Source organism: Maritimimonas sp. 2405UD52-3, from assembly GCF_056591715.1.
On record NZ_JBWQOL010000002.1, the window covers coordinates 605,832 to 629,597 of the forward strand.

Annotated in this window: 15 protein-coding genes; 12 read left to right on the forward strand and 3 right to left on the reverse strand. The window is 35.7% G+C overall.

Features of this window, described 5'->3' with window-relative positions:
* Positions 1-6: 6 nt before the first annotated feature.
* Together AC1EU5_RS07050 and AC1EU5_RS07055 are read right to left on the reverse strand one after the other, a co-directional pair.
* On the reverse strand, positions 7-3,081 hold the full coding sequence (locus AC1EU5_RS07050) for a TAT-variant-translocated molybdopterin oxidoreductase (protein WP_480191665.1): 3,075 nt from the start codon (positions 3,079-3,081) through the stop codon (positions 7-9).
* 63 nt (positions 3,082-3,144) lie between these two features.
* Positions 3,145-4,413, reverse strand: a complete 1,269-nt coding sequence (locus tag AC1EU5_RS07055; RefSeq protein WP_480191666.1) for a c-type cytochrome — start codon at positions 4,411-4,413, stop codon at positions 3,145-3,147.
* 155 nt (positions 4,414-4,568) lie between these two features.
* On the opposite strand from AC1EU5_RS07055, the gene AC1EU5_RS07060 reads away from it, so the two are divergent.
* Entirely contained in the window at positions 4,569-4,967 is a 399-nt protein-coding gene (locus AC1EU5_RS07060) for an SPOR domain-containing protein (RefSeq protein ID WP_480191667.1), read from the forward strand.
* Here the strand turns inward: AC1EU5_RS07060 and AC1EU5_RS07065 are convergent.
* Positions 4,964-6,145: a hypothetical protein gene (locus tag AC1EU5_RS07065; protein ID WP_480191668.1), complete on the reverse strand. Its 1,182-nt coding sequence runs from the start codon at positions 6,143-6,145 to the stop codon at positions 4,964-4,966. The two genes, AC1EU5_RS07060 and AC1EU5_RS07065, sit on opposite strands and share 4 nt — an antisense overlap.
* 68 nt (positions 6,146-6,213) lie before the next feature.
* Between AC1EU5_RS07065 and ruvB the strand changes: the two genes are divergently transcribed.
* The 11 genes from ruvB (at position 6,214) to AC1EU5_RS07120 (ending at position 23,695) form a co-directional block, all read left to right on the forward strand.
* The gene (ruvB, locus tag AC1EU5_RS07070) at positions 6,214-7,236 is read left to right on the forward strand and encodes a Holliday junction branch migration DNA helicase RuvB (protein WP_480191669.1); all 1,023 of its coding nucleotides are present in this window, start codon (positions 6,214-6,216) and stop codon (positions 7,234-7,236) included.
* 118 nt (positions 7,237-7,354) lie between these two features.
* Positions 7,355-8,452: a nickel-binding protein gene (locus AC1EU5_RS07075; protein WP_480191670.1), complete on the forward strand. Its 1,098-nt coding sequence runs from the start codon at positions 7,355-7,357 to the stop codon at positions 8,450-8,452.
* Between the two features lie 146 nt (positions 8,453-8,598).
* Positions 8,599-9,966, forward strand: a complete 1,368-nt coding sequence (locus AC1EU5_RS07080) for an FAD-binding oxidoreductase (protein ID WP_480191671.1) — start codon at positions 8,599-8,601, stop codon at positions 9,964-9,966.
* 117 nt (positions 9,967-10,083) lie between these two features.
* Positions 10,084-10,821, forward strand: a complete 738-nt coding sequence (locus AC1EU5_RS07085; RefSeq protein WP_480191672.1) for a hypothetical protein — start codon at positions 10,084-10,086, stop codon at positions 10,819-10,821.
* Between the two features lie 58 nt (positions 10,822-10,879).
* Complete coding sequence (queG, locus tag AC1EU5_RS07090; protein WP_480191673.1) at positions 10,880-11,803, forward strand: tRNA epoxyqueuosine(34) reductase QueG; 924 nt, start codon at positions 10,880-10,882, stop codon at positions 11,801-11,803.
* A gap of 45 nt (positions 11,804-11,848) precedes the next feature.
* Positions 11,849-14,122, forward strand: coding sequence for an NADP-dependent malic enzyme (locus AC1EU5_RS07095; RefSeq protein ID WP_480191674.1), 2,274 nt, complete (start codon positions 11,849-11,851; stop codon positions 14,120-14,122).
* Positions 14,123-14,259: 137 nt separating this feature from the next.
* On the forward strand, positions 14,260-14,841 hold the full coding sequence (gene ruvA, locus AC1EU5_RS07100) for a Holliday junction branch migration protein RuvA (protein WP_480191675.1): 582 nt from the start codon (positions 14,260-14,262) through the stop codon (positions 14,839-14,841).
* A 4-nt stretch (positions 14,842-14,845) separates the two neighbouring features.
* Entirely contained in the window at positions 14,846-22,135 is a 7,290-nt protein-coding gene (gene sov, locus AC1EU5_RS07105; RefSeq protein ID WP_480191676.1) for a T9SS outer membrane translocon Sov/SprA, read from the forward strand.
* A gap of 38 nt (positions 22,136-22,173) precedes the next feature.
* Entirely contained in the window at positions 22,174-22,554 is a 381-nt protein-coding gene (gcvH, locus tag AC1EU5_RS07110) for a glycine cleavage system protein GcvH (RefSeq protein WP_480191677.1), read from the forward strand.
* On the forward strand, positions 22,544-22,918 hold the full coding sequence (locus tag AC1EU5_RS07115) for a VanZ family protein (RefSeq protein ID WP_480191678.1): 375 nt from the start codon (positions 22,544-22,546) through the stop codon (positions 22,916-22,918). Before gcvH ends, AC1EU5_RS07115 begins: the two co-directional genes overlap by 11 nt.
* A gap of 57 nt (positions 22,919-22,975) precedes the next feature.
* Positions 22,976-23,695 carry an energy transducer TonB gene (locus AC1EU5_RS07120; protein WP_480191679.1) on the forward strand — a complete coding sequence of 240 codons (720 nt, stop codon included), beginning with the start codon at positions 22,976-22,978 and terminating at the stop codon, positions 23,693-23,695.
* Positions 23,696-23,766: the final 71 nt, after the last annotated feature.

The following is a 23,766-nucleotide window of genomic DNA, read 5'->3' on the forward strand; positions in this document are numbered from 1 at the left end:
TAATTATTATACCGTAATATCTTCGTTTGTGTTTCTAACATCTAACTGATAGAAAACATTTGGTTGTGTACCAACAAAATCCAATAAATGGAATGTTCTCTTATTTTCTTTTAGATGCGAAACTTCACTTTCTTTATTATTGATGTCTCCAAAAACCATAGCTCCAGAGCTACAAGCATTTGCACATGCTACCTCAAACTCATTGGTTTCAACAGGTCTTCCTTCACGTTTGGCTTTTAAAATAGTAGCTTGCGTCATTTGAATACACATAGAACATTTTTCCATGACACCACGAGAACGTACCACCACATCTGGGTTTAATACCATTCTACCTAACTCATTGTTCATATTGTAATCAAACTCATCATTATTAAAGTACTTAAACCAGTTAAATCTACGTACTTTATAAGGACAGTTATTTGCACAATAACGTGTACCTACACATCTATTATAAGCCATCTGATTTTGACCTTGGTGACCATGCGATGTTGCTGCTACAGGACATACCGTTTCACACGGCGCATGATTACAATGTTGACACATTACTGGTTGGAATGTTACCTCAGGATCATCAGAAGGATGTGTTTGTGCGTTAAAGAACTCTCCAGTACCAAAAATACCTTCTTCCTTACCACGCTCATTGGTCATGTCTGAACTATAGTATCTATCAATACGCAGCCAGTGCATATCTCTACTCTTACGCATTTCTTCTTTACCAACTACAGGTACATTGTTCTCTGCATGACAGGCAATTACACAAGCACCACAACCTGTACATCCCGCTAAGTCAATTGATAAGTTAAACTTAGGACCAATAGTATCATCAAAATTTTCCCAAAGATCTACACGTTCTAAATCAACACTTTGATGATCTAGCTGAACATGTGGCTTAGGGTTCCAATCATCTTTTGACTTGTTAATGAAATCAGCTAGCGTTGTTTCTCTAATGATCTCATCTCTACCCATTAGCGTATGCTGTAACTGAATACAAGCAAACTCATGTCTACCACCAACTTTTTCAATAGTAACAGGTTGCTTGGTATTAAAGTTTTGATATAAAGGATAAGCATTTACACCAATCTTCATATTGTCATTTACACCATGCGTTCTACCATAACCTAATGCTAAACCAATAGAACCTACTGCTTGACCTGGTTGAATATAAGCTGGAACGTTTTCAACAGTTACACCATTTACAGTTACATTTACTAAGCTACCATCTAAGGCACCGTTTGAAACTGTCCAGTTTTCAAGACCAAACTTTTCAGCATCAGCTCTTGAAATTGTTATGTAGTTATCCCAAGAAGTTCTAGTAATAGGATCGGGTAATTCTTGTAGCCAAGGATTATTTGCCATGCTACCATCACCCAGACCAGTTTTAGGATATAATGTTAATTCTAATTCCGAACCTTGAACATTTGCCAAAGCAGAAGCTGCTGCAGCAATATTTACCGCCGGAGTTTCTTCTTCAGCTGAAGTATCAGAAAGTACTTCCGTTATAACTGCTGGTGCGTTTGATATGAAAATCCCGTCATGTAGCGCTTGATTCCAAGATTGTCCGGAAAGGATAGCTCCGTTCCAGTTTGACTTTAAATATTCATGGTAAGATTGTGAGCTACCAATCCATTTTAAGAGCGTATCTTCAAATTGACGTGTATTAAATAAAGGTCTAATCGTTGGTTGCACCAATCCGTAATGACCTTTTTTGATAGACATATCACCCCAAGATTCTAAATAATGTGGAGTAGTTGCTATAAATTGTGCTCCAGAAGCGGTTTCATCATCTTTCATAGCAAAAGCCACAGAAAGACCTACCTTTTTCATTGCTTCAGTGAATTCAACACCATTAGCCAAGGTATAAGCAGGATTTGCATTATAAGTAAACAATGCACCCACTTTTCCTGCTTTCATATCATTTATCAGCTGATTCACTTTTGCATCACTACCACTTCTAATATATCGCGGTGATGCTGTATCAAATGCTTTACTTTGAATTGCTTTATTAATAGCCAAAGCAATCAACTGTGCATCTTTGTTATTAGCTCCAACAACTACCAACCCTTTACTTCCAGCGGCTTTTAACTGAGCTACTGCTTTTGCTACATTTGCATCAGATGGCGTGGTACCGGAAGCTATAGCATTATAAATGGCTAATAAAATCGCTGCTTGTTCAGATGGCTTTACAATGTAACGCTTATCTGCATTAGCACCCGTCAATGTCATATTCGATTCAAACTGAACGTGACGAGACATTTTTCCATCATCAGGAATGCGTCCTTTAGCATAACCTACTTCAAATCCGCCACCTTGCCAATCACCTAAAAAGTCAGCACCAATAGAAACAATCACATCAGCTTTGCTAAAATCATAATCGGGTAATGCACGCTCACCATACATGGCTTCAAACGCATCTAACGCACCAGATTCTGAAATAGCATCGTATGCTACATGTTCTGTATTAGGATAGAGTGCCGTAAAATCTTGAATTAATTTATGAGCAGTTGGACTCGCTAACGTTCCGGTAAGGAATACTATTTTTTCACCACTAGCTTTTAATGTACCTAACTTATCTGTAACTTTTTTATCTAGTGTTGCCCAGTCTGTAGCTTCAGTCCCTGCTTTTGGACCTTTTAGGCGAGCATCATCATATAAATTTAAAACTGAAGCTTGTACTCTGGCATTGGTACTCCCATGTTCTCCTGCCAATTTATTTGGCTCAATTTTAATAGGACGACCTTCACGTACTTTTACTAATATATTCGCAAAATCGTAGCCATCTGCTATAGACGAAGCATAATAATCCGCTACACCGGGTATTACATCATCAGGCTTTACTACATAAGGAATTGATTTTATAACTGGACCTTCACAAGCTGCTAATGAAGCCGCAGCTGTTGTAAAACCAACATATTTTAAGAAATCTCTTCGTGAAGTTTCTGTAGAAGCCAGGGTTTCTTTGTCACCTAGAAACTGATCCGTTGGAACCTGCTCAACAAATTCATTTTGTTCCAGCTTTTCAACAACAGGGCTGTTTTCGTTCAGCTCCTCAACACTTCTCCAGTATTTCTTGTTTGATGCCATTCTTATTCAGTTGTTTATTGTTGGATTAGCTATAAAAGCTAATTACACTTTAATCTTTGTTTATTAATAGTGGCACTTACCACATTCTTTACCTCCCATTTGTGCTACTGTAACTTTCTCAACACCATATTTCTTAGAAAGTTCTTCATGAATCTTTGCATAATACGCATTGCCTTTTAGATCAATCTCAGTCTCTTTATGACATTCAATACACCAACCCATTGTTAACGGAGAGAATTGATACATCTCATCCATTTCCTCAACAGGTCCATGGCACTTTTGACATTGAATCCCTCCAACGGTTACGTGTTGCGAATGATTGAAATAAGCAAAATCAGGAAGGTTATGAATACGAACCCACTTTATGGGCTTTTGCTCGTATCCTTCTATATATTGTAATCTATCTTTATCCCAGCCAATGGCGTCGTAAATCTTTTGAATTTCACCATCTAGCTCAGGTTTTCCTAAGGTAACACCGTCTACAACTACCTTGGTATTTTCAGCAACCTCTGAAATGCTCTTATGACAATTCATACATACATTTACTGAAGGTATACCAGAATGCTTACTATGTTTCGCTGATGAATGACAATACTGACAGTCTACTTTATTCTCGCCAGCATGTATTTTGTGTGAGAATGCAATGGGTTGAATTGGTTGGTAACCTTCATCTACACCAATATTCATCATAGCTTGATAACCAAAATAGGCTAATGTTAACAACAACAGTATTGTTGAGACCAACTTTAAGAATTCATTAGTGCTCTTAAAATAGATCCAAAGCACTAATAATAACAATGCTGCTAAAACGATGTATGACATCCATGCTGTTGAAGGTTTTTCTTCAGCAACCTCATCACCAGTATCTCCAGCTGCAGCTTTTTTATCAATATCACCATGTGTGGTATACGCCAAAATAGCATCAATGTCATCGTCAGACAACTGAGGGAACGCCGTCATCACAGAGCCATTGTATTCATTGAAAATAGCTATGGCATCAGCATCTCCGCTTGCTCTTAAAGCAGCATTATCTTTAATCCACAACTTCAACCATTCATTTGTTCTTCTATCTTCTATATCACCAAGTTCAGGACCAATTAAATTACCTTCTAATTTGTGGCAAGAAGCACAATTGGCATTGAAAATTTTCTTACCCGTTCTTACTTGAACTGAGTCTATATCTTGTGCCGAAAGTTGAAGTGAAAAAAATAGAAAAAACGCAAGACTGCTTAAAATAAATCTTACGATTTGCTTGTGTTGATGCACACTTTTCATATGATAGAATATATTTCTGTCTATTTTGGTATGGTTTTTTCTTTGGTAATAGGGCATAGGTAGCCCTATTTAAAGATTGAGCAAAAATACTATTTATCTACTATATGCAAAATCTAAAAATAATGTTAAATGCAATTTATAATAATTCTAAATAAGGTTGTTTTTACCCAGGCTAAAAACAAAATTTTAAATTTGCCAAAATATCATTCAAAATGAGAAACTTACACTTTAAATACTCCATATTAGCCCTACTATTTTCTCTGGTATCAATATCCTTTACTGAAGCTCAAACAGAAGGAACCATAAAAGTAGAAAGCAGTGAGAGTATCAAACAGTTGATTGCTAAAAAACGATCATATAATAGAAACCTGCGTTATGTAAATGGCTTTAAAATTCAATTGTTTTATGGCTCTGAAAAGGCTTCGAATGATATTAAAGACAAGTTCAATTCTGCTTTTCCGAAAATAAAATCTGAATTAAAATTTGATTCTCCTGACTGGAAAGTTTGGGTAGGTAATTATAAGACGCGTTTAGAAGCCGATAGAGCTCTTGAAGAAATAAAAGATGGATTTCCCAGCGCTTTTATTCTTGCTGCTAAGGTGAGAATTTAGTCCTTTTTCTTAGGAACAAAGTGACTTTTACCAATGATTAAATGATGATCACTATCAGGATAAAGGGCAAAGAAATAACTCTCTTTTTTCCCATTCTCAAATATGAAGTTTATCGTGTGATTTGAAATAGTATATGTGCCTCTGGCTTTACTCTTATGATATGCTGAATTACCGGAAAAAGTTCCACCTGAAACGGTTTTCCAAGCAAATCTACCGGAAGTATCAAGATATAATGTTTTTGAATTTATTACGGATGATCCGCCGAAAGGATCTAAGGTATAAAAAAACCCACTAATCTTATAGTTCTTTTTAACAGAACGTACATCAAACCATTTTTTTATTTCAGCTTCTTTTGTTTTACCTCTACTTTTATAAATAAGAGTTATAACACCATTTTTCTCTTTCCATTGATCCCACTTCCCTGAGTTTTTCTTTTTTGAAGCAGCTATATCAAATGACTCCAACGGATATACAGGTGATTTAAACGCATCCCCATTTTTATATAATACATAAACTCTATTAGCCATATAAGGACCCGATAAACCGTAAGAATGTACAGTTCTCATTCGTATATCATAAATTTCAGAATTGTTAGTGTTTGATTTATCGCTTGACTTCTTTGAGGATACCTCTTTTTGATTTTTTTGTTCTTGCAACTCAGATTCAACAGCACTTTTTATAACCGAATATTCATTAGCTAATTTTTTGAGAGTTTTTTTATCATCTTTCATCATTCCTTTTAAGCTATATAACCACATGGCGGTAAGAATCCGTTGATCACTTATACTTTGTAACTCATTCTCGGTTAGCGATTTTGCATCCTCAAAATTCTTTTCTGTAGTTTTATAGACCCGATTAATCTCGGGTTTAGAATAGTTTCTTTCTGCCAATATTTCATTAGAAATAACTCTCAAAAAAGTAGTAGCTGTTATTAAATTTTCGGGGTGATAGCCAGAGGTTTTGGCCACTCTATTATACTCGTTAAACAAATTATTCCCGAGAAAAGAGAAGTTTAAAATAACACGTGCCCGTTCTGGAGTTTTGGACTTTAATTCATTCCAAGTAGATTTTCTAATTTCGTTTCTTAGATTTCCGTCAACTGTATAATTAAAATTTTGAGAGAATGCAGTTGAAACATACAATAGAAAAAAAACAACTATTTTTAGTCTGTGACTCATCTTTTAAATTTATAAAATATTGTTTAATGATAAAAACTTCTAGGGTCATTTAACTTATATTTGTTGCTATGAATGAGCATTTAAATCCTTCAAATGAACATTTTTCAAATGAAGAATTAGATTTAGAAAAGAAATTACGACCACTATCCTTTGATGACTTTACAGGTCAGGATCAAGTAGTGGAAAATTTAAAAATATTTGTTGAAGCAGCCAATCAACGCGATGAAGCATTAGATCATACGCTGTTTCATGGACCTCCCGGACTAGGTAAGACCACTTTAGCTCATATTTTGAGCAATGAATTAAATGCAAACATTAAGGTTACATCTGGTCCGGTTTTAGATAAACCTGGCGATCTCGCTGGCTTATTGACCAATCTTGGTGAACGTGATGTGTTGTTCATAGATGAAATTCATCGTTTAAGCCCCATAGTTGAAGAGTATCTTTACTCTGCTATGGAAGATTACAAGATTGATATTATGATTGAATCGGGCCCCAATGCCAGAACTGTTCAAATCAACTTAGAGCCTTTTACATTGGTAGGTGCCACCACCCGATCAGGATTATTAACAGCACCTATGCGTGCTCGTTTTGGTATCAGTAGTAGACTCCATTATTATAAAACTGACCTGCTCACAACTATTGTAAAACGTAGTGCTCATATTCTACACGTACCTATTTCTATGGAAGCCGCTATAGAAATTGCAGGCAGAAGTCGAGGCACACCTAGAATAGCCAATGCATTACTTAGAAGAGTTCGTGACTTTGCGCAGATAAAAGGTGATGGAAACATCGACATAAAAATTGCCAAATATGCCCTAAAAGCACTAAACGTTGATGCACATGGCCTAGATGAGATGGATAACAAAATACTACTCACTATTATCGATAAATTTAAAGGAGGACCTGTAGGTATATCTACCCTTGCCACCGCCGTTGGTGAGAATGGTGAGACTATAGAAGAAGTGTATGAACCTTTTTTAATTCAGGAAGGTTTTATTATGCGCACTCCAAGGGGTCGTGAAGCTACAGAGTCTGCTTACAAACATTTAGGAAGGATCAAAACTGCTAACCAAGGGGGTTTGTTTTAAAAAGTCATAGGAAAAATCCCCTACACATACAGGAAAAATCCTCTTGACTTCTGACCGTCAATAAATTATATTTGCCCTTTCTGGCAATATTTTATATCTTTAGGTCATGCCACTATATATGGATTTCCACTTATTTACTGACGACATTAACATCGAGGGTGTTAAAGAAGCACATATTGCAGATCAGTCTGTGCAAGATAAATATGGTGTAAAATACCATCAGTTTTGGGTGAATGAGAAAGCTGGGACAGTATTTTGTCTGATGGAAGGACCTGACAAAGAAACCTGTGAACAAGTACATAAAGAAGCGCATGGAAATGTAGCTTGTGAAATTGTTGAAGTTGAAGGCGGTTTTTATGATATTTTTTTAGGGAAGAGTCGCAAAGCTGAAGGACATTTAATGGTTCATGAAGATGGTTCTGTTGACAATGCGAATCGTTTTATTCTGGTCATAGATATTATAGGTAACTCTTCCTTAGTTTCAGGGCCTCTTGATATAGAACGTATAAAATTACCCAAAGCTGCAAGAAAATTAGCTATAAGTAGTATTGAAAGTTTTGAAGGCAATGAGGTACGCCAGGTTCAAGATAGCATTATTGGTATTTTTATTAATGCCGACCATGCCCTTAGGTGCGCAGTTAATTTGAAAAAAAGTTTTGATTCCAAAAAAACGAAGCATCCTAACTCTGAATGGGATATTCGTTATAGAATAGGTCTAAGTTCTGGGCAACCTATTCATGAAAATAAAGGGCTTTTAGAAGAAACCATTACTGCTGCGCAACGTTTGTGTTTGATTGCCGACTATGGTGAAATTGTACTTTCCAGAGACTTTGAGCGGTTAAGCAGATTTTATCAAAATGCTAGAGATATTGAATCTATTAGAATTATAGAAAACAGCGAGCAAAAATTTCTCAATAGCTTTTTTGAGCATACAGAAAAAAATCTATCTAACAGCAACTTTAATGTAAATTCGCTGAGTTCTACGATAGGCGTAAGCCGCCCTCAATTGTATAGAAAAATCACATCTATGACAGGGCGTTCACCAAATAATTTTATCCGTGATCTTAAAATGGGAAAAGCGTTGAATCTTATTAAAGAGAGACGCCTTAATGTTTCAGAAATAGCTTTAGAAGTTGGATATAGTAACCCATCCTATTTCTCTAAGTGTTTTCAGGAAAAGTATGGTATTACTCCTTCTAAAGTAATTGCTTCTTAAATACAAATTTCATTCACTTTAAAAGACTATTGAATCATTTGTGGTAAACAATGATTGAAATGTGGTAGATGTTAATGCCTTTTTGAATATAGATTTGTAGTGCTAATAATCATTACTTTTTATTGTTTAACATTTAATAGTACATTATGAATATAGAAACATTAAAAGATCAGGTAAACGGTACCGTCATAACACCTACTGATACAAGTTATGATGAAGCACGCGCAATTTACAATGCCATGATAGATAAAAAACCGGCTATCATAGTTAAATGCAAGAACGAAGAGGATGTAGTAGAAGCTGTAAATTTTGCGAGAAAAAACAATATTGAAGTCTCTATAAAAAGTGGAGGACACAATGGTGCGGGCCTTTCTTTAGTGGAAAATGGTCTGGTAATTGACCTCTCTGAAATGAAGCAATACGATATTGATCCACAAGCTAAGTCCATTAGAGTAGATCCTGGTTTTACACTTGCTGAAATTGGGGAAATTACAACTAATTATGGACTCTATTTACCTTACGGCATCAACGGTACAACAGGAATAAGTGGTTTAACGTTGGGCGGTGGACTCGGCTATCTCAGTCGCAAAGGTGGCCTCACTATTGACAATTTATTAGAATGTAAAGTGGTGCTTGCCAACGGCGATGTAGTTGTAACCAACAAAGAATCGCATCCAGATTTGTTTTGGGCTTTACGTGGTGGTGGCGGTAATTTTGGCGTAGTCATTTCTTTTAAGTTTAAACTTTTAGAAGTCTCAACTATTTACGGTGGCCCTATGATCTGGGAAATGGAAGATGCTGAAAAAACCTTCCGTTTATATGAAGAATTTACCAATACAGATGATCAAGATCTTTATGGTTTCTACGCCTTTTTAACTGTACCACCTGCAGCACCTTTTCCTGAAGAACATTGGAATAAACGAGCGTGCGGGGTGGTATGGAACTATACAGGACCATTAGAAAAAGCTGAAGAAATATTTAAACCTATGCGCCAACAAACCAACCCTATCATTGATTTTGTTGGTGAAATGCCCATGCATCAATTAAACACTTTATTTGACGAACTCTATCCAAAAGGCATGCAATGGTATTGGCGGGCTCACTATATTAATGATGTTCCAGATGCGTCATTAGACATAAATATCAAATACGGTAAGGCAATTCCCAATGTGCATACTACCACCCACTTTTATCCTATAGACGGTAAAGTACATGAAATAGGCAACGATGAAACGGCCTGGGCAAACAGAGGTGTGCGTTGGGCACAGGTAATTGTGGGGGTAGACCCTGAACCTAAGAATGCTCAAAAAGTCACTGATTGGTGTAAAAACTATTATGATGAACTTATACCGTATGCCGCCAATCAAGGAGCCTATGTAAATTTTATGATGGAAGAAGGGCAAGAACGCATTAAAAACTCATATAAGGATAATTATGAACGCTTAGTAGAGATCAAAACTAAATACGATCCTACAAACTTTTTTCATATAAATCAGAATATACAACCAAAATAAATCTTTCCAATGAATTGATTTTGAATATACGCTTAAGTAATGATTATTAGCAAAAAATAGAACGGATAAGCACTGCTTACCAAAGTAAATTTTTAATCTAATCTTAAACGTATTACTATGAAAACAGTATTTAAGTTTTGTGTATTGGCATGTTTGCTAATCACAATGGCATGTAACACAAATGAAGAAGAGATCATTTTAGATCCTTCTGCGGAAACACAAGAAAACTTTGAAGGCGAATTTAATGCCAAAGAGTTTGAAGCTATGGAAAAGTCAGGGCGTTATTACTTGACTATTACCAGAGAACAAGCATTCAATCCTATTTTAAATGAAGTATCAGGTAGATCAACCTTAATTAGAGGACGAAGGGGAGCATGGGCTCGCTATAAAGCAAAAAAATTAATACCTGGTCATGCGTATACACTTTGGTGGGTGGTATGGAATCAACCCCAGAATTGTATCACACCTAATCAGTGTATAGATCAGGACTTTTTTACGAATGCTGCTGGTGTTGAAGTAGAATTGTTGTATGCGGCGGGTAGCGTTGCCAATAGAAGAGGAAAGGCAACATTTTATGGACGCTTAAGAGCTGGCGATATATCTGAATCTATCAATCAGCATATGTTTGGCATACCATCTGTGGGAGGATTGCAAAAAGGAAACACATTTGGTGCAGAAGTACATTTAGTCATTAGGAGTCATGGCCCGGCCATACCTGGGCAAGTATATGATCAGATCAGTTCTTATGATGGTGGATGTACAGATCCGTTAGCAATTCCACCATTTCAAGAAATTCCTGATGAAGAAGGTGAATGCGCTGATATAGAATTTTCTATTCATGCGCCAATCAAATAAATAGTAAAACTGTAAATTCTGATTTCCTTTTTAGTTGTATTTTAGCTTTAGACAAAAATTGAATTCAAAGACTAAATACACCCAACTTATAAAATCCGAAGCCAAACGCCTCGGATTTTTGTCTTGTGGCATAAGCAAAGCTGAATTTTTAGAAGAAGAAGCACCGCGACTTGAAAAATGGTTGAACCAAAACATGCATGGCGAAATGTACTATATGGAAAATCATTTTGACAAACGTCTTGACCCTACCAAACTCGTAGAGGGTTCAAAAAGTGTTATTTCATTATTGCTAAATTATTATCCTGAGCAAGAACAAACAGTAGACAGCTATAAAATCTCTAAATATGCATTTGGTACCGATTATCATTTTGTCATTAAGGATAAGCTCAAAAACCTACTTAACTTTATACAAGAGGAAATAGGTGAAGTGCATGGTCGTGCCTTTGTAGATTCTGCTCCTGTTCTCGATAAAGTTTGGGCGGCAAAATCAGGCTTAGGATGGATAGGTAAACACAGTAATTTATTGACGCAACAAATAGGTTCTTTTTACTTTATTGCTGAACTGATCATTGACTTAGAATTGGAGTATGATACACCTACTACAGATCATTGTGGCACTTGTACTGCATGCATAGACGCCTGCCCCACCCAGGCTATTATAGAACCCTATGTAGTGGATGGCAGTAAATGTATTTCTTACTTTACTATCGAATTAAAAGAAGAACTTCCGCTCTCTTACAAGGGTAAATTTGATAATTGGATGTTTGGCTGTGACATCTGCCAGGACGTATGCCCCTGGAATCGTTTTTCAAAATCTCACAGTGAACCTTTATTTAATCCTCATCCTGAATTATTATCCATGACAAGAAAAGATTGGGAAGAAATCACCGACGATGTTTTCAAAAAAATTTTTAAAAAATCAGCAGTAAAACGTACCAAACTTTCAGGACTCAAAAGAAACATTCAATTTTTAAAAGATTAGTCGCACAACTTTTTAACTTTGCTTTTCTAACTCAAAAAATGCTTTATGGCGCATTCTAGGCAAAAAAGAGAAGCACTTAACTACCATTCCAAACCCAAACCCGGCAAAATTCAAGTATTACCTACTAAAAAACATGCTACGCAGCGTGATCTTTCTTTGGCATACTCACCTGGTGTTGCTGAACCCTGCCTTGAAATTGCCGAGAATAAAAGAGATGTCTATAAATATACTTCCAAAGGAAACTTAGTAGCTGTTATTTCAAACGGAACAGCAGTTTTAGGTCTTGGAGATATTGGTCCTGAAGCTTCTAAGCCTGTTATGGAAGGTAAAGGGGTACTCTTTAAAATCTTTGCGGATATTGATGTTTTTGACATTGAAGTAGATGCCACTGATGTGGATAAATTTGTGGAAACAGTAAAGGCCATCGCCCCTACTTTTGGTGGAATCAATCTAGAAGATATTAAAGCTCCTGAAGCTTTTGAAATAGAACGCAGACTTAAGGAAGAATTAGATATTCCCGTCATGCATGATGACCAACATGGTACAGCTATTATTTCAGCTGCAGCACTAAAGAATGCCTGTGAAATAGCAAAAAAAGATATTTCTAAAGTTAAAATTGTTGTGAGTGGTGCTGGAGCGGCGGCCGTTTCTTGTACTAGATTGTATATGAAACTAGGCGCTAAAAGAGAAAATATTGTGATGCTTGATAGCCGTGGGGTGATCAGAAAAGACCGCGAAAGTCTTACACCACAAAAAGCTGAATTTGCAACAGGCAGAAAAATAGATTCACTAGATGAAGCAATGAAAGATGCTGATGTGTTTATTGGCTTATCACAAGGGAATATCGTTTCTCAAGAGATGATCAAATCTATGGCAAAGAACCCTATTGTATTTGCCATGGCCAATCCTGACCCAGAAATTAAATATGACCTTGCTATTAAAACGCGTGATGATATTATTATGGCAACTGGTAGGTCTGACCACCCTAATCAGGTAAATAATGTTTTAGGGTTTCCTTTCATTTTTAGAGGAGCTTTAGATGTTCGTGCTACAGCCATCAATGAAGAAATGAAATTAGCTGCCGTTCATGCCCTGGCAGAATTAGCAAAACACCCAGTGCCTGAACAAGTAAATATTATTTATGATGAAGTCAGTTTAAGTTACGGAAGAGATTATATTATTCCAAAACCATTTGACCCCAGATTGATTTATGAAATCCCCCCTGCAATTGCTAAAGCTGCTATGGATTCTGGAGTAGCTACAGAACCAATTACAGACTGGGATGCCTATAGAGATGAACTCATGGAACGTATGGGTAACGAAAGTAAAGTAATTCGCCTACTTCATAATAGAGCAAAAGCTAATCCAAAAAGAGTTGTATATGCTGAAGCTGATCATCTTGACGTCTTAAAAGCTGCTCAATTTGTACATGATGAAGGCATTGCAAAACCTATTCTTTTAGGCGATAAACAGATCATTTTAGAGTTAAAGGAAGAACTTGGTTTTATTGACGAAGTAGAAATTATAGATCCTCGTGATCCCAAAGAAAAAGCTAGAAGAAATCGTTTTGCTGATAGTTATTGGAAAGCACGCCATAGAAAAGGTATTAAATTATTAGACACTCAAAAGTTAATGCGTCAGCGCAATTATTTTGGTGCTATGATGGTTAACGAAGGGGAAGCTGATGCTATCATTACCGGATACACCCGAAACTATGCTACCGTAATTCGTCCTATACTCGAACTTATTGGTATGAATAAAGGTGTTAAGCGTATTGCTGCTGCAAACCTGATGCTTACAAAACGTGGACCCATGTTCTTGGCTGATACTACCATCAATATCAATCCAACAGCAGAACAGCTGGCTAAAATTTCGCAGCTAACAGCATCCTTAGCTAAAATATTCAATATCAAACCGAATATTGCCATGTTATCCTATTCTAATTTTGGCGCCTCACATGTTGATAATGCACGAAAAATATCTAAAGCCATTAAAGATATTCATACAAACTTTCCTCAAGTAGTTATAGATGGAGAAATTCAAGCTGATTTTGCCTTAAATCCTGAAATGTTAAAAAAGGAATTCCCTTTTTCCAAACTAGTAGATAAGAAGGTAAATGTGCTAATTTTTCCAAACCTTGATTCGGCTAACATCACATATAAAATGATGAAGGAACTATATGATGCAGAATCTATTGGTCCTATTATTATGGGATTAAAAAAACCTGCTCATATATTACAGCTAGGAGCCAGTGTAGATGAAATGATAAATATGACAGCCGTAGCAGTTATAGATGCACAAGAAAAAGCTAGGAAATAAAGATTGTTTTTGTATTATTGTACCTTATAACCTATTTGACCAGATATAGTATAAAACTACTCTTTTTATCAATTCATGATAAGCCGCAAATGAGTGCTCAAAATTTGTGTAGCTTTGGCGATTAAATTTTAGATTGAATGATTACTCATATAAGAGGAAGACTAGTTGAAAAGAACCCAACATATGCCATTATAGATTGTAATGGAGTAGGTTATTTTCTAAATATTTCTTTGCATACTTATTCTCAAATTCCTGATGAAGAATCAGTAAAATTATACACCCATCTTTCAATACGTGAAGACGCTCATACACTCTATGGTTTTGCAAATAAAACTGAACGTGAAATTTTTCTTCTATTAGTTTCTGTTTCTGGTGTTGGCCCTAGTACGGCTAGGACTATGTTGTCATCTATGACCACCGAACAAATTCAACAAGCAATTGCTTCAGAAGATGTAGCAGCTATTCAATCAGTTAAAGGCATTGGGGCTAAAACTGCACAACGCGTTATTGTTGATCTTCGAGATAAAATATTGAAAACCTATGAAATTGCTGAAGATTCTGTTAAAACTGACAATACTATTAAAGAGGAAGCGTTATCTGCTTTAGAGGTTCTTGGATTCTCTAGAAGACAAGTAGATAAAATGGTACAAAAGATCATTCAAGAATCGCCAAGTATAAGTCTTGAAAACATTATAAAACAAGCACTTAAAAACTTGTAACTCGTTGAAATTTTTTATACAAAAAACATATAACTCCCTTCAATATTTAATACTCTTTTGTGTCCTTTTTTCTGGGTATGCGCAAACAAATCCTTCTGCAAAAAAAACAGATTCTACTAAAGCAGTAGTTGCCAAAATTGATACAACAAAAACAGATTCTTTAGCTAAACTACCATATTCATTTAAACCTGATCAAAAAGGGAAGCTTTTTTTAAATGAATTAAGAAATCTTGAGGTAATTTATGACCCTGTTAAAGGGCAGTACATTTTTGTAGAAAAAGTAGGCGATTATTACATTAAGCACCCACTTCATATGAGTAAAAAAGAATATGAGGAATATAGGCTTAGGCGTGATATGTTTGATTATTTTAAAGAAAAGATCAGTGCTATAGAAGGAAGAAAAAAGGATGCTGAAGAAGCTCAAAAGAACTTGTTACCCATTTATAGGGTTCGTTCTAAATTTTTTGAAAATATTTTTGGTGGAAACACCATAGAGGTAAATCCGCAAGGTTCTGTACTGGTTCGATTTGGCTTGCTCTATCAAAAAGTAGATAATCCTCAACTATCTGAACGAAATAGAAGTAGTATTACTCCTGATTTTGACCAGGAAATTAGCGCCAGTTTAAATGCTAAAGTAGGAAAACGCTTACGTGTAACAGCCAACTTTGACACTCAATCTACATTCAATTTTCAGAACCAGATTAAATTAGAATACACACCTACTGAAGATGACATTATCAGAAAGATAGAAGTAGGTAATGTGAACATGCCTATTAATAGTTCATTGATCTCTGGTGCTCAAAATTTATTTGGTGTGAAAACAGAATTGCAATTTGGGAAGACAACAGTTACTGGTGTTTTCTCACAACAACGTTCTCAAACGAGATCTGTTCAGGCACAAGGAGGTGCAACCATTAGTGAGTTTGATATCAGAGCAAGTGATTATGATGAAAACAGACACTTTTTCTTGTCACAACAATTTAGAAATGATTATAATGAGGCGTTGAGTCAATTTCCGTTAATACGAAGTTCTAAATATATTACACGCATTGAAGTTTGGATTACCAATAGAAATTCTACTACGCAAGATGTAAGAAATATCGTGGCTTTAGCAGATTTAGGAGAACCCAGTGACTTTGGCCCAGGCAATGTTCAACCTTCAGCTAATCCACAACCAGGACCAAGAAATGGAGCTAATACTTTAGGGAGAATAAATGGAACTGATGGAGTTCTAACCGCGTCAAACCCTATTAGAAATATTTCCACTGTAGATAGTGAACTATCCAAACCCGATTATTCATTAGAACAAGGTGAAGGCTATTCCATATTAGAAAATGCTCGAAAATTAGTTTTAGGCGTTGATTTTACCTTAAACCCTCAACTTGGATTTATAACCCTTAACAGACGACTTGCCGATAGTGATATTCTAGCAGTTGCCTATGAATATACTGATAATAGTGCCGTGAATCCCGATACTGGCACTAATGTATTTAGAGTTGGAGAGCTAAGTGGTGATGGAGTAACGGCTCCTGACAATCTCGTTGTTAAATTACTCAGAAGTGAGATTTTAAATACAAGTATTCCTGTATGGGATTTGATGATGAAGAATGTGTATAGTATTCCTGGAGCATTTCAATTGCAGGAGGATGGCTTTAGGCTTGAAGTACTTTATCAGGATGATCAAACCGGAGTGCCTATTAACTTCTTGCAGAACGCTATTACAGGAGATGGAACGTCTGAAGCAGTTAAAGAAAAACCTTTGCTCAATTTATTAAGGCTAGATATTTTAAACGGTACTCGAGATACAATTACAGGTGGTGATGGTTATTTCGATTTTGTGGAAGGTATTACCATTGACTCACAAAATGGGTATATTATTTTTCCTACTGTAGAGCCTTTTGGTAATAGTGGTAACAGTGCTTCTACTCCACTTCAATCGGGTGAAATAGGTCAAATTTTGACCAGTAGCCAAGACGATCAGTTTGTATTTGAAGAATTATATGACAGAACAAAAGCTCAAGCACAAAATGAATTTCAAAGTAAAGACAAGTACTTTTTACGAGGTTATTTTAAATCAGAATCAAGTGGTGGTATTCCATTAGGAGCATTTAATGTACCCAGAGGTTCTGTAACTGTAACTTCGGGTGGTAGGCAATTGTTAGAAGGTGTAGACTACGTTGTAGATTATCAAATAGGAACAGTGCAAATCATCAATCCAAATTTAATTGCCTCAAACGCGCCTATTAATGTTTCTGTGGAAAACAATACAGGTTTTAATCAGCAACGCAGGACATTTATGGGAGTAGATATCCAGCATATTTTCAATGAAAATTTTGCAATAGGTGGTACTGTTTTAAACCTCAACGAACGACCTTTTACACAAAAACCTCAGTTCGGTGCTGAACCAGTAAACAATACAATTGTTGGTTTTAACCTAAACTATCAAACTGAGGTACCTAAATTTACTAAGTGGGTCAATAACCTGCCAAATATTGACACCGATGTAGAGTCAAATTTCTCTATACGTGCCGAAGGTGCTTATTTATTACCTGGTTCGCCTAAAGGAATTGAATTAAATGGTGAAGCCACATCCTATGTTGACGATTTTGAGGGTTCACAAATACCATTAGACATAAGCGCACCCCAACAATGGTTTTTAGCAAGTGTACCACAAGGGCAAGCAGCAAATTCTGATTTAGATTTTACAAATGAAAATATTGCTCCTAACTTAAATCCTAATGGGAGTCCTGGTTTACCTGATATTACACCAGGGTCTAATGACAATTTACGATTAGGTGCAGAACGTTCGCAGTTATCCTGGTATACTATTGACCGTTTATTTTATGGCACTTCGTTAAAGCCAGATAATATTGATGATGTTGAATTATCAAGAGCGGAAGTACGTCGCGTGGGATTTGAAGAGTTATTCCCTGAGCTGGATCTTGACATTACTCAGACCAATATCATTAATACATTTGACCTTGCATACTACCCTAAAGAACGTGGTAGTTATAATTTTAGTCAGGCTGCGGCTGAAGGTACTTATGGAAATAATCCTGAACAAAAATGGGCCGGTATTATGCGCTCCTTAAATACTACGGATTTTCAACAAGCTAATGTTGAATACATTCAGTTTTGGTTGATGGATCCCTATGAAAATTACTCTATTACCCCCGAAGAAGGTGGTGAAACATTAGTAAACCCAACAGATTTTGGTGGTGAGCTCTACTTTAACTTAGGAAATATTTCTGAAGACATTTTACCTGATAATAGACGGATGTACGAAAATGGTCTTCCGTTAGATGGAATTAAGCAATATGAAAATATAGATCTTTCGCCTAATGTGGCTAGAACAGAATGGGGAGATGTACCTATTAACCAAGCCTTAGTATATGCTTTTTCAGAAGAAGATGGTGACCGTCCTAATCAGGATATAGGTTTAGACGGCTTAAAAGATGATGAGGAATTGCAACGGTTTGGCTCTCAATTTGGTGATGACCCAGCCAACGATAATTTTACATTCTTTAGAGGAGGTGAATTAGATGCACAAGATGCATCCATTTTACAACGCTACAAACGTTTTAACAATACTGAAGGTAACTCGCCGACCATTAACAATTCAACAGAGTCCTTTCCTACTGCAGCCACTTCTTTTCCTGATGTAGAAGATATCAATCGTGACCAGACTATGAATGCGGCTGAAAGTTATTATCAATACAGGATATCTTTATTCCCTAATGATTTAGTTGTTGGTCAAAATAATATTGTTGACAGCCGTGTGACTACTGTGAACCTTGAAAATGGGCAAACCCAACAAACTACTTGGTACCAATTTAGAATACCTGTGACCAGTGGAACTCCAATTGGTGGCATTTCTGGGTTTACAGCCATTCGTTTTATGCGTATCTTCTTAACTCAATTTAGAGCTCCGGTTGTATTGCGTTTTGGTGAATTAGAATTAATTAGAGGTGATTGGCGACGTTACACCCAGTCATTGGCAGAACCGTTACCAGCAGACCCAAATCTTACCCCTGAAGAAGATAGGAATTTTGAGGTAGGTGTGGTTAATATTCAAGAGAACGAAAATAAATTACCAATTCCTTATGTATTACCTCCAGGGGTAGAAAGAGAACGATTACAGGGTAGTACTACTATTCAGCAGCAGAATGAGCAGTCACTTTTAATGCGTGTTAAAGATTTGCCACCCGGTGAAACAAGGGCAGTATTTAAAAATACTTCCTTTGACATGCGGTTATTTAACAAGCTAAAAATGTTTGTGCATGCTGAAAGTATTCCTGCGGAACCTGATGCTGAAAACAATGACTTAACTGCCGTTTTAAGATTAGGAAGTGATACTAATGACAACTTTTATCAATTAGAAGTACCTCTTAAAATCACAGAGACCGGAGAAATATCTGCTGATAGTATCTGGAAGAATGATTTTGATGTTGTATTAAGACAACTTGGACAATTAAAATTAGAACGAGAAGATTTGAGTGCATCAAGGATAGAAATCTATCCTAGCATTGCTAGTGCTCCTGAAGCGAGGATACGTCTAAAAGGGAGCCCTAACTTATCGAATATCAGAACTATTATGTTAGGTGTGCGTAATGACGCCAACATGAATAAGTCTGCTGAGCTTTGGTTTAATGAACTTCGCGTAGCTGATTTTGACAACAAAGGTGGCTGGGCTGCTGTGGTAAATGCTGATGCTAATTTTGCAGATTTTGCAGATATCTCTATTGCTGGTAGAGCTAATTCTGAAGGTTTTGGTTCGTTAGAGCAGCGTGTTAGTGAGCGAAGTCAAGAAGACGTAAAACAATATGATATTGTAACTAATATAAATTTAGGACAGTTACTACCTAAAAAGGCAGGGATAAAAATTCCATTAAATTACAGTATTTCTGAGGAATTTAGAGATCCAAGATGGGATCCCCAATTCCAGGATGTTTTGTTTGAAGATGCGCAAGATGTAAATGATAATAGTGAAAACTCAAGAGATTATACCAAGCGTAGAAGTATTAATCTGATCAATGTCAGAAAAGAACGTACCAACCCCGAAAAGAAACAACGATTTTATGACATAGAAAATTTATCAGTCTCTTATGCTTTTAATGAAACTTTTCATAAGGATTACAATACCATAAAAGATCTTGATCAAAATGTACGTGCTTCAGCTAATTATAATTATAGTTTTAAACCTTGGAGCCTAGAACCATTGAAGAATTGGAAGTTCTTAGATAAGAGTAAATACCTTAAATTTTTTAAGGATTTCAACATTAATCTTTTACCAACATCTATCTCTGTAAATTCAAATATTACCAGAAGTTTTAATCAACAGCAATCGAGATCTTTGGTTCCTAGTTTAAATGATCTTCCTGAATTAACACAACGTCGTTTCTTATTTGACTGGGATTATAATGTTGCATTTAACTTAACAAGGTCCTTACAGTTTACATTTAGAGCTGCTAACAATTATATCTACGACACCTTTAATGAAGATGATGGTTTAACGTTATACAGTGACTTTTTTAATACCGGGCGCCCGAATAATTATCATCAAACATTGGATGCCACTTATAAATTACCAATAAATAAACTACCTGTTTTTGATTTTATTAATGCCAATTATAAGTACACAGCTGATTTTGACTGGCAAGCACCTTCTAGAAGTTATATAAACGAAATTGGTAATATTATCAGTAATGCCAACACACACACTTTTTCTGCTGATCTTGATATGATGAAACTTTATAAACGTACAGGCATATTAGATTTAGCAAAAAAGAAAAACAAAAAAAATAAGGCAAAGAAAAAGAAAGATAAGAAAGACAAAAATGTAGTTGTTAGACCTCCTACCCCAACGACATCTTTAGCTCAACAGCGTAAAAATCGCAAAAAAATGTCTGCCGGTCAAAAAGTAATACAAGGGCTGGTTGATGTAGTAACCTCTGTTAAAAAAGTACGCATTTCATATGCTGAAAATAATGGAACCGTGTTACCCGGATTTAGACCTGAAGCGGGGTTTTTAGGTAGAGGCTCACATTCAGAGTCTAATGGTGTAGGTCCAACCTTCGGGTTTGTATTTGGTAGCCAACGTGATATACGTCAATTAGCTATTGACAAGGAATGGCTTATTACAAGTGATGAATTCAGCAATGTGTATAGTAATAATCATTATAATAAGTTAGATATCAATGCTGAAGTACGTCCAACAAAAAATTTAAACATTGAATTGATTGCCAACAAAGTATATACCAGATCAAGATCTCAGCAATTGGATATTGACCCTATTACTGAAGAATTAAATGAAGATTTCCCATTAAATGAATCTGGAAACTTTAGTATCAGTCATTTTATGCTTCCCAAAGCTTTTGATGGTAATGGTGATGCTACCTTTGAAGAGTTTAAAGCTAATAGATCTATTATACAAGAACGTTTGGCAAGACAAGCTGGTCAGGTTAGCTCAACTGGCCAAGTAGATTTAACTGGTTTCGGCGAAAATAGCGCACAAGTGTTACTCCCAGCGTTCTTGGCTACCTATTCAGGTCAGAGTCCTAGTAAGGTAAAAACAGGGCCATTTAGAAATATTCCTATCCCTAACTGGCGTATAAATTATAAAGGATTAATGCAATTTGCATGGTTCAAAAAACATTTTAGAAGTTTTACGCTTGAGCATCGTTATAATTCAACTTACTCTATTATTGGGTTTAGTAATAATTTACTATTTGATCCAACAAATCCATTCCCAACCGATATCAATTTAAGAGATATTAATGAAAATTATCAACCTGAAAGGCTATTTACTGGTGTAAATCTGGTTGAAGAATTTTCTCCATTGATCAAAATAGACATGAAAATGCGTAACTCTTTTTCATTGCGAGCAGAAATAAGAAAAGACAAAGCACTCAATTTAAATTTAAATAATAATACCTTAACTGAAATTCGTGGTACTGAATACATCCTAGGTTTGGGATACCGCTTCAAGGATGTAAAAATGAAAATGAAAATGGGTCCAACGATTACAACATTTAAGGGTGATATCAACTTAAAAGCTGATTTGGGAATTCGTGATAATTCAACAGTCATAAGATCTATAGACATTAATAACAACCAAGTGACGGGTGGCCAACGATTAATTTCAATAAAATTCATTGCCGATTATGCATTGAACAAAAACTTATTAGCCTCTTTTTTCTATGATCAGAACTCTTCAAGATTTCTAATTTCTACTACCTTTCCTAGAAACTCAATTAATGCTGGAATTAGTTTAAGGTACACTATTGGAAATTAATTCAAAACCATTAAATTCGCATCAATAACAAAAAACGAATGAACTTACCTTCTGAATTAAAATATACAAAAGACCATGAGTGGATATCAGTAGACGGAGATATTGCCACTATTGGCATTACAGACTTTGCGCAAAGTGAATTGGGAGACATTGTTTATGTTGATGTTGATACCTTAGATGAAACTGTGGATAAAGATGAAGTCTTTGGTACTGTAGAAGCTGTGAAAACAGTATCCGATTTGTTTATGCCTTTAACAGGTGAGGTTGTTGAATTTAATGAAGCACTTGAAGATAGTCCAGAAAGTGTAAATAATGACCCGTATGGTGAAGGTTGGATGATCAAGATAAAAATAAGTGATCCATCAGAAATTGACTCATTATTAGATGCCGAAGGCTACAAAGAACTTGTTGGAGCGTAATAAGTACCTTATTGCGATATCTTTCACCCTTCTTTTAACAATCTCAAGCCTAGTTTCTTTAAAGGGTATTAGCAGTGGATTATCAATAAAGATAATTCACTTTGATAAGTTTGTTCATTTTTTGTCGTATTTTTTACTGACTCTTTGTTGGTTTCACGCTACTTATGAAATAACAAAAAACAGAAAGCAAAAAGGTATTTTAATACTTTTGTTAATTATATACGGCATAATTATTGAGGGATTACAAGGAGGAATGACAACCGATAGAACCGCTGATTTTTTAGATATTTTGGCAAATTCTATTGGAGTTTTACTGGCAGCGACTCTTTTTTCAAGATTAAACCAGTGGTTTAATTCTATTTAAGTTGTTATTGTAATTAATTATTTATTAAATTAGCAATCAAATTAATCTCTTTTACAGATGGAAGTAAAGAAAAACCCAAAAGCAAATTTAGAGAACTACAGTAAGTTGTTCTTACAATTAGGCTTAGTACTTGCGTTATTGATTATATACGTGGGTATTGAATACAAAACATTTGACAGAAGCTTAGTTGATCTAGGTGATGCCTCTTTAGAGGAAGAACTTGAAGAAGATATTCCAATTACAGAACGAATTGAACAGATCAAGCCACCTCCACCTCCACCACCTGCACCTGAAAAAATTGAAGTTGTAGAAGACGAAAAAGAGGTTGAAGAAACCGTATTAGAGTCTACTGAAACTGATGAAGAAGAAGCTGTAGAAGTAGAGGAAATTGAAGAAGTTGTAGAAGAGGAAGAAGTAGAAGAAGATGTACCTTTTGCTATTATTGAAGACGTTCCTGTTTTTCCTGGTTGTAAAGGTACTAAAGCACAGAAGAAAGCATGTTTAAATAAGTCCATGCAGAAACACGTTGCAAGAAAATTTAATGCAGACTTAGCTTCTGACCTTGGTTTATCTCCAGGTAAAAAGAAAATATTTATTCAGTTTAAAATTACGAAGACTGGTAATATTCAAATTATAGGTGCACGTGCGCCACATGCTAGATTAGAGAAAGAAGCAAAACGTGTGGTAAACTTACTTCCAAAAATGATACCTGGTAAACAAAGAGGGCGTCCGGTTAACGTAACATACATGTTACCAATATCATTTAACGTAGAGTAAAATAGTATCAAAATATTAATATTAAATCCTGGCTTTTGTCAGGATTTTTCTTTTCAGGGAACACCTAAAAT

Coding starts and splice junctions, on each gene's coding strand:
- AC1EU5_RS07050 (WP_480191665.1), bottom strand. CDS start 3,081: ATGGCATCAAACAAGAAATACTGGAGAAGTGTTGAGGAGCTGAACGAA.
- AC1EU5_RS07055 (WP_480191666.1), bottom strand. CDS start 4,413: ATGCCCTATTACCAAAGAAAAAACCATACCAAAATAGACAGAAATATA.
- AC1EU5_RS07060 (WP_480191667.1), top strand. CDS start 4,569: ATGAGAAACTTACACTTTAAATACTCCATATTAGCCCTACTATTTTCT.
- AC1EU5_RS07065 (WP_480191668.1), bottom strand. CDS start 6,145: ATGAGTCACAGACTAAAAATAGTTGTTTTTTTTCTATTGTATGTTTCA.
- ruvB (WP_480191669.1), top strand. CDS start 6,214: ATGAATGAGCATTTAAATCCTTCAAATGAACATTTTTCAAATGAAGAA.
- AC1EU5_RS07075 (WP_480191670.1), top strand. CDS start 7,355: ATGGATTTCCACTTATTTACTGACGACATTAACATCGAGGGTGTTAAA.
- AC1EU5_RS07080 (WP_480191671.1), top strand. CDS start 8,599: ATGAATATAGAAACATTAAAAGATCAGGTAAACGGTACCGTCATAACA.
- AC1EU5_RS07085 (WP_480191672.1), top strand. CDS start 10,084: ATGAAAACAGTATTTAAGTTTTGTGTATTGGCATGTTTGCTAATCACA.
- AC1EU5_RS07095 (WP_480191674.1), top strand. CDS start 11,849: ATGGCGCATTCTAGGCAAAAAAGAGAAGCACTTAACTACCATTCCAAA.
- ruvA (WP_480191675.1), top strand. CDS start 14,260: ATGATTACTCATATAAGAGGAAGACTAGTTGAAAAGAACCCAACATAT.
- gcvH (WP_480191677.1), top strand. CDS start 22,174: ATGAACTTACCTTCTGAATTAAAATATACAAAAGACCATGAGTGGATA.
- AC1EU5_RS07120 (WP_480191679.1), top strand. CDS start 22,976: ATGGAAGTAAAGAAAAACCCAAAAGCAAATTTAGAGAACTACAGTAAG.